Source organism: Streptomyces sp. UF-297, from assembly GCF_058245575.1.
This window is the reverse complement of the sequence record NZ_JBSIBZ010000153.1, coordinates 1-12,552: the sequence shown is the minus strand read 5'-3', so window position 1 is coordinate 12,552 and position 12,552 is coordinate 1. Positions and strand designations below refer to the sequence as shown.

11 protein-coding genes and 2 pseudogenes are annotated in these 12,552 nt (G+C 69.8%); 4 read left to right on the top strand and 9 right to left on the bottom strand.

Annotated features, from left to right (window positions below):
- Positions 1–213 (top strand): annotated as a pseudogene (locus AC4IJH_RS42190) (hypothetical protein); the annotation flags it as partial.
- Between the two features lie 245 nt (positions 214–458).
- Here the strand turns inward: AC4IJH_RS42190 and AC4IJH_RS42185 are convergent.
- The 3 genes from AC4IJH_RS42185 to AC4IJH_RS42175 are packed head-to-tail and all read right to left on the bottom strand — an operon-like array spanning position 459 to position 2,798.
- Positions 459–1,307 carry an alpha/beta fold hydrolase gene (locus tag AC4IJH_RS42185; protein ID WP_490857345.1) on the bottom strand — a complete coding sequence of 283 codons (849 nt, stop codon included), beginning with the start codon at positions 1,305–1,307 and terminating at the stop codon, positions 459–461.
- A 16-nt stretch (positions 1,308–1,323) separates the two neighbouring features.
- Positions 1,324–2,562: a beta-ketoacyl-[acyl-carrier-protein] synthase family protein gene (locus AC4IJH_RS42180; protein ID WP_490857344.1), complete on the bottom strand. Its 1,239-nt coding sequence runs from the start codon at positions 2,560–2,562 to the stop codon at positions 1,324–1,326.
- Positions 2,562–2,798 (bottom strand): acyl carrier protein, encoded by a 237-nt coding sequence (locus tag AC4IJH_RS42175; protein WP_490857343.1) that lies wholly within the window; start codon positions 2,796–2,798, stop codon positions 2,562–2,564. The genes AC4IJH_RS42180 and AC4IJH_RS42175 overlap by 1 nt, the downstream gene beginning before the upstream one ends.
- 269 nt (positions 2,799–3,067) lie before the next feature.
- Between AC4IJH_RS42175 and AC4IJH_RS42170 the strand changes: the two are divergent.
- Together AC4IJH_RS42170 and AC4IJH_RS42165 are read left to right on the top strand one after the other, a co-directional pair.
- Positions 3,068–3,543 (top strand): annotated as a pseudogene (locus AC4IJH_RS42170) (IS110 family transposase); the annotation flags it as partial.
- Between the two features lie 522 nt (positions 3,544–4,065).
- The gene (locus AC4IJH_RS42165; protein WP_490857342.1) at positions 4,066–6,963 is read left to right on the top strand and encodes a hypothetical protein; all 2,898 of its coding nucleotides are present in this window, start codon (positions 4,066–4,068) and stop codon (positions 6,961–6,963) included.
- Between the two features lie 64 nt (positions 6,964–7,027).
- On the opposite strand, the gene AC4IJH_RS42160 is transcribed toward AC4IJH_RS42165, so the two are convergent.
- The 6 genes from AC4IJH_RS42160 to AC4IJH_RS42135 form a co-directional block, all read right to left on the bottom strand.
- A complete protein-coding gene (locus AC4IJH_RS42160; RefSeq protein WP_490857341.1) occupies positions 7,028–7,447 on the bottom strand; it encodes a nuclear transport factor 2 family protein in 420 nt (139 codons plus the stop codon).
- 137 nt (positions 7,448–7,584) lie between these two features.
- Positions 7,585–8,220, bottom strand: a complete 636-nt coding sequence (locus AC4IJH_RS42155; RefSeq protein ID WP_490857340.1) for a GNAT family N-acetyltransferase — start codon at positions 8,218–8,220, stop codon at positions 7,585–7,587.
- A gap of 167 nt (positions 8,221–8,387) precedes the next feature.
- Positions 8,388–8,765, bottom strand: coding sequence for a roadblock/LC7 domain-containing protein (locus AC4IJH_RS42150; RefSeq protein WP_490857339.1), 378 nt, complete (start codon positions 8,763–8,765; stop codon positions 8,388–8,390).
- 58 nt (positions 8,766–8,823) lie between these two features.
- Positions 8,824–9,204, bottom strand: a complete 381-nt coding sequence (locus tag AC4IJH_RS42145; protein WP_490857338.1) for a roadblock/LC7 domain-containing protein — start codon at positions 9,202–9,204, stop codon at positions 8,824–8,826.
- 127 nt (positions 9,205–9,331) lie between these two features.
- Positions 9,332–10,210, bottom strand: a complete 879-nt coding sequence (locus AC4IJH_RS42140; protein WP_490857337.1) for a hypothetical protein — start codon at positions 10,208–10,210, stop codon at positions 9,332–9,334.
- A 91-nt stretch (positions 10,211–10,301) separates the two neighbouring features.
- Positions 10,302–10,703, bottom strand: a complete 402-nt coding sequence (locus tag AC4IJH_RS42135; RefSeq protein WP_490857336.1) for a hypothetical protein — start codon at positions 10,701–10,703, stop codon at positions 10,302–10,304.
- Between the two features lie 685 nt (positions 10,704–11,388).
- Here AC4IJH_RS42135 and AC4IJH_RS42130 point away from each other — a divergent pair.
- Positions 11,389–12,105 (top strand): YoaK family protein, encoded by a 717-nt coding sequence (locus tag AC4IJH_RS42130; protein WP_490857335.1) that lies wholly within the window; start codon positions 11,389–11,391, stop codon positions 12,103–12,105.
- Positions 12,106–12,552: the final 447 nt, after the last annotated feature.

Genomic DNA, 12,552 nt, shown 5'->3' with positions numbered 1-12,552 from the left:
CAACTCGTCCGGCACCATGCGCTCGACCATCACCACACCGGCAGACTACCCAGCACCCCAAATGAGACGACGTCTTACTACGACAAATGCCGGGCCAGAGGAAAGACCCATACCCAGGCACTTCTCCACCTGGCCCGCCAACGGATCAACGTGCTCTTCGCGATGCTCCGCGACGGCACCTTCTACGAACCCCGAGCGCCTCGCTTCGCTTGACGAAGGAGATAGAAGCCCCCAACCGGCGGCCGTCGCCGAAGAACGCTTTGCGCCAACCTTTCCGAGCCAGCCCGGAGCGGGAGACGCCACATCCGGGCCTCCGACACCGGGGCACCGAGCCTTCGGCACGTCACAAGGCGACTTCCGGGAAGGAACGGGCGTAACAACTCGCATTCCTAATCGGTCAGTTCATAGCGGCGGTTCACAAGACCCATCATCCCGCGCCACTACATTGAAGACTCCGCCTAGGAACGGATTCCGCAGCCCGCAGGCGGCCGGCTGTCGGTGATGAAGGCTCTGACCAAGCCGGCGACGGCACCGGGCCGTTCCATCAGCAGCATGTGATCGCAGTCGGACATCGTGACAAAGCGGCTGCCATCGATGGTCTCGGCGAACGCGCGTTGCAGGTCGGGCGGGGTGAGGGTGTCGTGCTCGCCGGTGAAGACCAGGGTGGGCACACCCGCCAGGCCGCCGGTGAGGGCGGTGCGCGTTCCCAGGGCGCGGGCCAGCATGTACTCGGCGTGCGGCCGTTGGGCAACTCTCAGCAGGGAGCGCCGGAAAGAGCGCAGGGCCAGGTCGCGGCGGTGGACCCGGCGGCTGTCGTCCAGGCAGAACATCTCCGCGGAGATAGCCGCGACGAAGCCCTCCGTGTCACCGTTCGCCAGGAGTTCGCTGGCTTTGCGGTAGCGGGCGAAGGGGGTGTCGGTGAGGTGGGCGGGAACGCCCCCCAAAAGGAGGCGGGCGCAGCGCCGGGGACGGCGCTGGGCGTAGCGGAAGGCGAGGACCGCGCCGTGGGAGTAGCCGAAGAGGTTGACGCGCGGTACGTGCAGGTCGTCGACGATGGCGTCAAGCGCCGCGTCGAGCAGGGTGAGGGTGTGCTCGGGTCGGGGCACGTCGGAGCCGCCCGCGCCGGGCAGGTCCGCGGTGAGCAGGCAGGACACGTCCGTCAGGGCGTCTTCGAGCTGCACCCAGTCGTACATCCCCTGGAAGGCACCGCCCAGCGCGATCAGCGGTTCGGACCGGGCAGCGGTGGGAGACACCAGGCGATAGCTGTAGGACAGGCCGTCCACGATCAAAGTGCGTACGCATTGCATGGGCCGGTCCCCCGCCTCAGGCCCTGGTGAGGACGAGTACGGCGTTGTGGCCCCCGAACCCCAGCGAGGAGCTTGCCGCGCACGCAAACCGTGCGGGGCGGGCGGTGCGGGCCACCACGTCGACAGGCACGTCCGGGTCCTGCACGTCCAGGTTGACTGTCGGGGGCACCAGCTGCTCCTCCAACGCCAGGGCGGTCAGGGCGGCTTCGATGCCGCCGGTGGCGCCCAGGGCATGTCCGGTCATGGCCTTGGTGGACGTGACGAGCGGACGGTCGCCGAAGACGCGGTGTAGGGCCGCGCTTTCGACGAGGTCGTTCATGACCGTGGAGGTGCCGTGGGCGTTGACGTGGCCAATGTCCCCGGCAGCGACCTCGGCGTCGGCCAGTGCGGCCCGCAGGGCCGCTTCGATGCCCTGTCCGCTCTCGTCGGGGGCCACCGGGGACAGGGCGTCACTGGTGGAGCCGTACCCGGCCAGGTGCGCGCGGACGGTGGCACCGCGGGCCCGGGCGTGCTCCGGGCGTTCCAGGACCAGCAGTCCGGCGCCCTCGCCGACGACGAAGCCGTCCCGGCCGGCGTCGAAGGGCCGGCAGGCGGCGGCGGGGTTGTCCACCCGGGTGGACAGGGCCCGCATCCGGCAGGTGCTGGCGAACATCAGCGGTGAGCGCAGGGCCTCCGCCCCGCCGGCCACGGCGATGTCGCAGCGGTTGGCGCGCAGCCAGCCCAGAGCGGTGCCGATCGCGTCGGTGCCGGAGGCGCAGGCCGTGCTGACCGTCAGGCTCGGCCCTCGCGCGCCGAGGTCCTGGCAGATGCCGCCGGTGGCGTTGTTGGGCATGCTCAACGGCGCGACCTTGGGGGCGACCCGGCGGGCCCCGCGCTCGCTCAGGACGGCCTGCTGCTCGTCGTAGTAGAGCAGGCCGCCGTGCGCCGTGCCCACCACGACCGCGACGCGGGCACCGTCCCAGGTTTCGGGGTCGAGCCCCGCGTCGGCGACAGCTTCGCGGGCCGCGATGACAGCGAACTGGGCGAAACGGTCCAGAAGCAGGGTGGCCCGGCCGAGTCTGCCCTCGAGGTCGAGCCCTTCCACCGTGTACATGAAGTCACAGGGCAGGTCGCGCAGGGATGCCAGGCTTCGCACGCCCCGGGGGGACAGGGCGGTGGTGACTTCGCGCCAGGTCTCCTTGGCGCTGTGCCCCGCCGCCGTCACCAGACCGATACCGGTCACCGCGGCGGACCAGGAGCCGTAGCTCTGCGCCATCAGGCCACCGCTGCCTTGGCGCACACCGCGTCCACCAGCTGTCGCACGGTGCTGCGCGACGTCAGCTGCACATCGTCCAGGTCGACGTGCAGTTCGTCCTCGAGAACCAGCCGCAACTCCTCCAGGGCCAGGGAGTCGATGCGCAGCCGGTGCAGCGGCTGGTCAGGGTGCACCGCCTCCGGAGCAAGCCGGTACATCCTTACCAGTACGGCGGTGACCCGCTCTGCGACATCCATCAATTGCTGCTCCTTCTGGCGCTGGTCGCGGTCCTATATAGGTTCAACGCCAACCCGTACGCGAAGTGACGTCCACCGGCCCCGATCAACCGTTCGGGACAGCACTTCGGGGGAGCACCACGCGGCTGCCGCGCCCCAGAGGAGCAGCCGCGCGAAGACGCACGACAAGCCGGGGGACGCATCCGACAAGCTGACGGACCGCGTCACGGAACCTCATAGCCCCACCAGTCCCCCCGGCCCTCCCCTCCCTTTGACCTCATCGGCCAACAGCACGCGTATCTGCTCCCCACCGCCGCGCACAGAGGCTGGCACGTTCACCCGCGTCCGCTCACACTCTGCTCGTGAGCACGGGACACGTCGCGCCTCTCGGTGCGGTAGCCGCGTTACTGGGGACGATTGTGGGGCAGCCGGGGCGATCCTGGCCGCTCTGGCCGGCGGCAGGGTGCAACTGCGCGGGCAACATCAGCAGTGGCGCCGGGAGATGCGCCGCGACGCCTACGCCGGGACCTCGATCCATGGCGAACACGCGCCCAGGGGCGGAAACCGACAGCTCAAACGCGCGATGTTCCTGTCCGCGTTCGCCGCCCTGCACGTCCCCGCATCCCGCACCCACTACGACCACTGCCGAACCAGAGGAAAGACCCACACGCAAGCCCTCCTCCGCCTCGCCCAACACCGCATCAGCGTGCTCTTCGCGATGCTCCGCGACGGCACCTGCTACGAACACCGAACGCCTCGCCTCGCTTCGCTTGACGAAGGACATAGAGGCACCCCCCCGCAAGTGCGCCCGGCTCGTTCCTGCTCAGTCGCATCGTCGACAACCGCGCCGGGACTCTGGGGGTCTTTGGTCCCTTGTTGGCGGGCGATGTACGGGGTCGGATGGAGGGGAGTAGGCGGGCAGATGGCTGGGCGTGTGGTGGTCCTGTTCGGCTGGCCGGGGATTCGGTGGAAGCCCGGGGAGTTGCGGGCGGCAGGGCAGGGCAGGAGTGGAGTGGAGTGCAACGGCATGGAGGATGTCGGTCGCGAGTCGGCATGGGGTGGGGCGGGGCTGCAACGGCGTCCTGAAACTCGACGGCAACCGCGATCGGTGCGAGAGCCGTTGGCGCGAGAGCCGTCGGTGCCGCAAGCGCTGCGTCGCTGTGGCGGGTCGGAGGTGCCGAATCGTGGGGGAGGCGCCCCGGCGGGTCTCGCGCAGCAGGTCGCCGACTGGGTTGCGGGGCGGCCGATCGAGCCAGGGGCGAGGGGCTCGGCCGTACGGTATGCGGCCTTGACTTCGGCTCCGGCTTCGCGCGCGGCGACGGGGCGCGAGCGGGCGCCGCAGCGGATGCCGGTGCTCAGGAGCACGCTGCGGGGTGCGGCGGAAGCGGCCGGCGATGTCGTGGAAGCGGTGCACGAGCAGGCGGCCTCCGCAGAGGACGCGCTGCACCGCGCGTTGGCCCGTACCTTGCTCACGATCTCCGAGGAGGGGCCGCTGACCTGGGCGTACCAGGCCACGGGACAGGTGGCGCAGGCGGCGGCGGACGCGGCCCAGTGGCTGGGGCGGCTGCCGGACCGCCGGGTCGCCGAGCTGCTGCCGCTGCCGACGCTGCTGTCGTGGATGCTCCCGCAGCACACCGTCACTGCCCTCCTCCAGGAGGCGCGGGACGCCGCGGCCGGGGCAGCGCAGGCCGTACGCGAGGGTGCGGCCTCGGCCGAGGAGGCGGTGCACGGCGCCCTGATCCGCGCCATGACGACCATCGCGCAGGAGGGCCCGCTGGCCTGGGCACAGCAGACCGGTACGCAGCTCGCCGAGGCGACGGGACAGGCGGCGCACGCGGTCGCCGAGTTCCCCGAAACCGTCACACGATCGCTCATGGACCGTATTCCGCTGCCGAATTGGTGCACACGGCTTCTGCTGCGGTGGTTCGCCTCGTACGTCACCGCCCGGATCTGGGAATCCACTCGCGAGGCCCGGGAGACGACGGCCGAGATCGCGGCCGAGGTCGCAGCCGAGGTCGGCGGAGAACTGATGGCGGCGATGGCGGCGGCGGAGAGTGCGGTACGCCGGTTCATCGACGGCCCGGCACTGGGCGCCGCGTCCTCGGCGTACTCCGATATCGGAGCAATTCCCGTACCACGCGCGGCGACTCGCGAGGAGCGGATGGCCGCATTCGAGGCGTCGCTGATCGGCATGGCTCCCGCCGATATCAGAGCGACGATCCAGCATCTGCGGACGCAGGCGGACCAGGACGACGAGTCCCGGGAGAAGCTGGACATCGCGGAGATCAGCGAAACCGTGCAGATGGCGGCGGCCCAGGAGCACCCGGGCAGGTTTATCGCCGATATCGCGGAAGGGTTCAGTCGCACTGCCGCTGCGGCTCAGCGCTATGCGCAGGAACGCTCCCCATGGTCGGCGACGCTTCCCCGCTGGATGATGTCCGGCCAGGTGCTGGAGCGGGATGACCGCCTGGCCACTCTCCAAGCCGATTCCATCGCGCTGGCCGAGCAGTATCAGCGGACGTATCGCATTCTGCGTGACAACACCGAGATGATCCGTCGGCTCCACCCGCTGCTGCACCACCGCGGTGGGAACTCCGGCCCCGGAGTTCCGGGATCCCCTCGCCAGCTGCGCCGGACGGCGGCATTTCTCGACCGGCAGATCGCTCTCGCCGCCGGAGTGGAGGACACCTCGCGGCTGTCGGCGCTGCGCGAGCGGGTGGCGGACGAACTGCTCTTCCGCCAGGTGGTGGCACTGGTGGCCCGCAGCGGTCCCGGGGTCCTGTACGAGTACAAGGAGGTGGCGGAACAGGCCCTCGGTGACATCAGGCAGGTCCTCGGCCATCTCGACTCATGGACCCACTGGTGCATGCGCTGGTGGACGCCCGCCGGGCAGGAAACGGTGAAGAAGGACGAGTACGAGAAGGCCTTGGCGGAGACGCTGACGCTGCACACCACGTACTCCCGGATGGTGGAGCTGTACGAGTCCCCGGAGCGCGCCTCGCGCATCGGCGTGGCCGAGCGGCTCTGGCGGCGTCGGCGGCAGCTCCAGGTCGCCGATCAGCTGAGGGACGGGGCGGGGGAGGCGATGCAGCGTCGGCCTGTCGAAGCCGTACCTGAAGAAGTCCCGCGTGACGAGATCATGGGTGAAGTGGGTGAAGTGAGTGGAGTGGGTGTGCGGGAGGCCGGGGGCGTCAGGGGTGCTCGGGACGAGGACGCCTTGGAGGCGCTCTCGAACGAGAAGCTCGAGCGCCTGCTGCTGGAACATCCCTCGACTCCTCTGACGGAACCGGCAGTCGAGCAAGAAGCGGTGGATTCGATGGCGACGGCTGCGGCTCCGAAGGCCGCCGGACCGACGGCGCTGCTGGACCCGGGATACGTGGCGCTGATCGCGCCTCGATCGGCTCCGGCCGAGTACGAGACGCCACGTTCGACGTGGAAGAGCCCCTTCACCGAGGAGGAGCTGGCGGAGATCCGACGCCGCCAAGCCGATTGGCTGACCGAACACACCCTGCAGGTCGACGCCATGCAACTGGAGATCAGGCTGCGCGAGTTGCGCAGGCCGGTCCTCACGGACGAACAGGTCGAGGAGCTGCTCGCCGGGCTTCCGCCCATACCCACGCCGGAGAGCGAGCTGGAAGAGCGGCTGGCCCGCCTGCCCAGCGCGCATCACCCTCTCTCAGACACGGAGATCGAGCAGGCCCTCGCCCGGTCGCCGCAGGTGCCGGGTACTTCGGTGGCTGAACTGGAGGCCCGGCTGCGCGCGTTGGGGGCCGAGCCGTCGGCCGAACTGCTGGAGGACCGGCTGCGCCGCTTGCGGGGACGGCCGTCCCCGCCGCCGCTGTCCGACGAACAGACGGAAGCGCTACTGGCGCAGTTGCCGCCCACGCCGGCGGAACGGCAGCTGGCGGAACGGCTCGCCCAGATGCCCGGCGGCCACCGCCCACTGTCCGACGGGGAGGTGGAGCAGGCGCTCGCCCAGCTGTCCGACCTACCCGGCTGGTCGGACACCGGCCTCGAAAAGCGCCTGCGGGCACTCGGGGGCGGGCGCTCCGCCGAGCTGCGGGAAAAGCGCCTCCAGGCGTGGCTGGCGAACGGGTCGCAGACATCGACGCGTACGGCACCGGGCGCGAGCGACGAAGAGGTCGAGACATTGATGGCACGCGCACCGAGGGTCCCTCCCGGCTGACGGCAGCGCCCCCCCCCGGTTCACGCGCACTGGCCTCGGGCCGGGACAGCGTCAGTGCCAGCGCTCAGGCAGGGCGGGTGCGTTCGTAACAGTCGTAGTTGCGCTGGGCGATGATTCTGCCGTCGCGGAATTCCAGGAAGGCCGCGATGTGGGCGCGCAGTACGTGCCCGGCGGGCAGGTCGCCCAGCGGGGCCGCCAGGGTGCCCGTCCAGATCACTTCGAGGGCGACCTGATCGCCCGCCGCGACAGCGTTGAGCACCTCGAAGGTCTGGTGCCGAAGCGCACCGCGTCCCCGCTCGGCCGCCTTGAGGATGGCCGGCAGGTCGCGTACCGCTCCCTCGGGGAAGAGGGCGTTGGGGTATTCGCGGTGCACGGCATCGTCGTGGAAGAACGCGGCAAGCTCCGCGCCGACGGCGCCACGGGCGACGGCCTGGTGATACCGGATGGCCGCATCGATGTGGGGATGGTGCTGCGGATCCGCCATGGGGGACAGCGTAGGCGCAGCACCTGCTCCGTTGTACGAAGGCTTTCGTCCGCCCCGGCAGGCGAGCCGTCGCCCTTCTTGCCAACGGTGGACGACGACCCCAGTGCCTGCCTCGCGTACGGCTGGCGCCCCTGGCCTCAGGGCCGGTAGACGCACTCCGCCAGCGTCGCGTGTTTCTTCCAGCCCAGCGTCTCGTACAGGGCACGCCCGGCGTCGGTCGCGCCGAGGACGCCGAGGACCGCGCCCTCCTCCAGGGCGCGGTCGGCGAGCGTACGCATCACGAAGCTGCCCAGTCCGCGCCGCAGATGGGCCTCCTGGGTGATCACCCGGTCCACGACCGTGGCCTCCCCGAGGAGCGCCATCTGCCCCTGGGCGGCCTGCTCGCCCGCCGCATCCCGCACCTGGACGGTGGTGACGGCGCCGACGCTCTCCACGGTCGCGGTGTATCCCTCGGGCGCGACCGGATGGGTGGCCATCAGGTCGACGGCCATCAGATGCCCGGTCTCCTCATGGGCGACCACCCAGCCCGGCGAGAGCCATGGCCCGATCTCCTGCGGCTGGGCGGGCATCTTCATCCAGGTACGCGGCACGGTCACCGAGGCGGCCGCGCTGCGGACCGACGACTCGTCGGCCTCGGGCAGGACGTGGCGTCCTACTTCGGCGGGGGTGTCGGGCACCGCGATGTAGTACCCCCAGGGCTTCTCGACCGGCGGGGGTGTCCGCCGTGACACGGCCCAGCCCGCCACCCAGGTCCTGACTATGTCCGCAACCATCAAACGCTCCCGAAGCAGTGGCCGTAACAACGGCTGAGTAATGGACACCTGTCGGGAGCGCACATTACGTCGATGTGCGGTGTGCGGCATCTGAATTGGGTGCGGCCTCTGTGGAGCTAGAGGCTGAGCTGGGACGGGACTCGTCCGTACGGCCGTGCCGGGCTGCCTCAGGCGACTTCGAGGTCGGCCTCGATGCGGGAGAGACGATGGCGCGCCATGGCCAGGTTGGCGCGGCGGCGGTCCAGGACCATGTAGAGGAAGAGGCCCTCGCCGTTCTTGCCGGTGAGGAGGCGTATGAGGTGGTACTGGGTGTTGAGGGTGATGAGGATGTCCTCGATGCTGCCCTGGATTCCCAGCATTTCCATGGCGCGCAGCTTGGCGCGGACCACATCCGTATTGCCGGCGGCGGCCACATTGAGATCCATCCCCTTGTCGTCGCCGAGCGTCGCCAGCGCCATGCCGCTGGTGTAGTCGACGAGGGCGATCCCGACCACTCCGTCGATGGTCGTCATTGCCTGGGTGAGAGCGTTTTCCATCTGTGCCATGGCGGAGAGGGCCTTTCGTTGTTGATGGGGTAGGTGGGGGATGGAGCTCGGTGGGCGGTCAGCTGGGGCGAGCCGCGTCGACGAGGGCGCCGATGCGCGCGGCGGTCAGGCGGGCCTGCAGGTGGAGGCGCCCCACGTTGGCCTGGGGGCCGGCCACGGTGGTCAGCACGGCCGCGCGGCCGGCGGTGTGGATGGCCACGTAGCCGTGCTCGCCACGCGTCAGCGACTCCTCGAATCCGCCCTGCTGGGTGGCTTGTGCGAGGCGCCGGGCCAAGCCGATGGCCGCGGCCGTCAGCGCGGCCAGGCCGTCGGGCTCGACGTCGTGGAGGTCGTGAGCGATCACGAGTCCGTCCACGCTGGCGACCAAGCCGCCGTGCAGGTGCCGCACTTGGCCACGCAGCGCGCTCAGTTCGCTCTTCACCTGGGGTTCTACGCTCATCAGTTTCCTCCGGGCGGCGATACGCCGCAGCGAGTGCCTCATGCGGGCCGTACGGGCCACGCGACCCGTACGGGCCACACGGGCGAAGCGGGCACGGTGCGTGGCGCACACGCACGCACGGGCGTTTTCACAGGCGTTCTTCCAGTGCTGTACGCAGGCGGCGAAGAAGAGCGACATCCGGGTCGGAGGCCTCCTCGTTCGCCGGGATCGGTAACTGCCAGGTGGGGACATGGCGGACTCCCGGGTCCGGGTCGGAGTGCTCGTCGAGGGTGCTGCCGGGGCGCCGCCGGGGGAGCGGCGTCGGCGGCGCCGGCGGATGCGGTCCGGCGGCGGGCGCCGGGCCGGGCAGGCGCAGCAGCCCGAGCGAGGCGAGCCGGCGCGTCTCCAGTACGGTCTCGAAGGCCGAACGGCCCAGCGTGCGGGCGAGTTGAGTGGGTGTGCGCCGGCCGTCGGCGTGCGACAGCAACTCGCGCTGGCGACGGGTGATGGCGCGCGGGGGAGCGGAGCGTACGGGAACGACGGGGGCGAGGTCGGCGGCTGCCCAGGCACGCAGCTTCTCCAGCGACGCGGTGCAGTGCCCGGCCGCGCGGACGAGGGCTTCGGCGCTGAGCGGCCGGATCGTCCCCAGCCAGTGGGTGGCGTCGGGTGTGAACTCGGTGGCGTCCGCAGACTGGGGGAGGATGAAGAGGGCCGCGTCGATAAGGGCTCCCGTGTGGGCGAGTTCGAGTTCTCCCTGAGTCAACCAGCCTTTGTCGACGAGGAGTTGGCCGACCTGGTGGGTGGGGCCTGCGGCGCGTACCGCTTGTTGCCATCGGTCGGATGGAACTCTGCCGCTGGCGGTGAGGAGCCGTTCCAGGCCCGGAGCTGACGGGCTCTCGGCGAAGTAGACCAGGCCCCGGCGGAGGTAGAAGGAGCCGGTCGGGCCGTGGAGGGCGCCGGTGGCGTGGTGGGCGGCGAGGTCGTACAGGATCTCGCCCGCACGGTGGGAAGGCGTGGGTGGCCGCATGGCACAGGGCCCCTGAGCGTAGTGGCAGGTATGGCGGAGAGTCGGGCAGGCAGGGCGGGGAAAGGGAGTCGGGGCGCTCGGCGGTGCCGGGTTACGGCGCCACCAGCCCCTGCGCCAGATCGCGCAGACGGCGCCGCGCGATGGCGAGATTGGCCTGCTCCCGGTCCAGCCATACGTACAGATACGTGCGGCTGTCGAAGCCGGTGGTGACGAACCGCAGCAGGTGGTAGTAGCCGCCGCCGGTGACGATGACGTCCTCCGGCTCAGGAGCGGGGGCGTCGTGACCCGCAGAGGGCTCTGCGGCGGTGAAGGTGCTGCTGCGGGCGAGGATCTGGGCCAGTTCGGCGCTGTCGGCGGCGGCCGTCTCGTGGTCGCCGTGCGGCGCTCGGCCCGCCGTACCCAGCGACAGTCCGCTCGTCCAGTCGATCAGGCTGGCACCGAGAACGCCGGGGATACCCATCGCCGCGGACAACACCTCATCGATGCCAGGCACCACAGATCTCCTTCACAAGAGCCAAGAGCAAGGACGCGTGACGCGTGCCCCGGCCGCACCCGAGGAGTTGCCGATGATGCTACTGAAGCGGCTGGGAAATGCATGTGCCACGTAGGCATGCGTGAAGCACTTGACGTGTTTCCGCCCCTGCGCGGCCTGTTGTCTGCGGAGCACCGCTGCGTGGCCGTCGGACGAACGGCGACACCGGCAGTCACGCGCGTACGGCCGTACGATTCCCCGCTTTCCCCGCTGGCTGGCGTGAAAAGGCCCGCACCGTGGCAGCACTATCGGGTTGCTGCTAGACAAGGGGAAAGCCAGCGAGGGGAGGAATCATGGACCGTACTGCCCATGGCTGTCCGTCCTGTCCTTTCGTCTGTTTCCCGCCGGGCGGGACAGAGTTCTGACCCGTCCGTCAGACTCCTTTCGTCGTGCGTCATCGGCGCCATCGAGCCTTTGACGGCACTGCCCCGGACGCCCTGACGAAAGCCCGCTGGCGCGACATCACATCCTTCTGCACATTCCCTGAGCGTGCGCTGCCGACGGCTGCTTCCTGCCGGTGCGGCACGGAACGGGCATGGCACGGTTACCAACGCGCACGCCGCCACATTCGTAGACGCTGGGAGAACCTCACATGTCTTCGGCCAACGCGATGCCACGACCTTCCGGCGCCCCTCTCCCTCTTGTCGTGCTGTCCCTCACCGTCGTCAGCGGCCTGATGGACGCCGTCAGTTTCCTGGGCATGGACAAGGTTTTCGTCGGCATGATGACGGGAAATGTCATCGTCTTCGGTTTCGCATTGGGTGGAGTGCCGCACTTTTCCGAACCCGCCCCGCTCATAGCCATCGTGGGATTCGTGACGGGTGTCGCAGCCGCCGGGCACACCGAACGCATCACCGCGCAACGCGCCCGGCACCACGGGTTCTTCTGCGCCATGTCCGCCGAGATCGCTCTGCTGCTCGCCGCCACGGCCCTGTCGTTCGCAACGCCTGAGGACTCCTCTGCCGGGAAACTCAGCATTGTTGCCCTGCTCGCCCTGTCCATGGGCGTGCGCTGCGCCACGATCCGCAGCCTGCAGGTCACGGAACTGCGCGCCACTTTCGCCCTGACCGGCGCCCTTATCGCACTGATCCACGACGCATGCGCCGGCTCGAAACGCCATGCGGCACGTCGGCTCGGCATCATTGCCGCCACGGCTCTCGGTGCCGCCGTAGGTGCCGTACTCATGACGCATCTGGGGCGCAGTTGGTCACTGCTCGCCGCGACTCTCACCGTCGCCTGTATCACCACAGCCGTACGCCTGTATCCGGCCGGCCGCGTCACCACGCCACATCACGACATCGTGGCGAACACCGCCCGCCGCCGGGCAGCGCCGTCGTACACCGAAGCACCGGACAGGCACTGACGGTCCCGGACTTGCCCGGATCACTGCAGTTTTGCCGCGAACACACCAGAACGCACCAGGACTGCTAAGGCGTTTCCCTGTCGATGCCTCTGGTCCGGACAGCCCAGATGGAATTTCCTCCACCTTTTCGGACGGCAGAGTCCCCGCAGAGGAACAGCTTCCTGCCGTACGGCACGGGATCCGGGAGGTGCCCGCAGGTCGGGGGCCGTCCGAGCCGTCCGGGCGGGAGGGACGGGGCTTCACCGGCTGCTCTCAGCTCTCCACACGGCCCGGGCGCCGGATGCTCATGTGGCGGAGCCAACGTGGCAGCCGGTACGGAAGGCTGGAACAGGCGGAGGTGAACAAAACGTCGGCACCCCCTGAGGAGCCGCTTCAAGGCTTCGCTCGTCAAGGACATGTCCCTTCGGCCGGCTGGCTGCACAGAGGAGTGGGGGGGGGGGGGGGGGG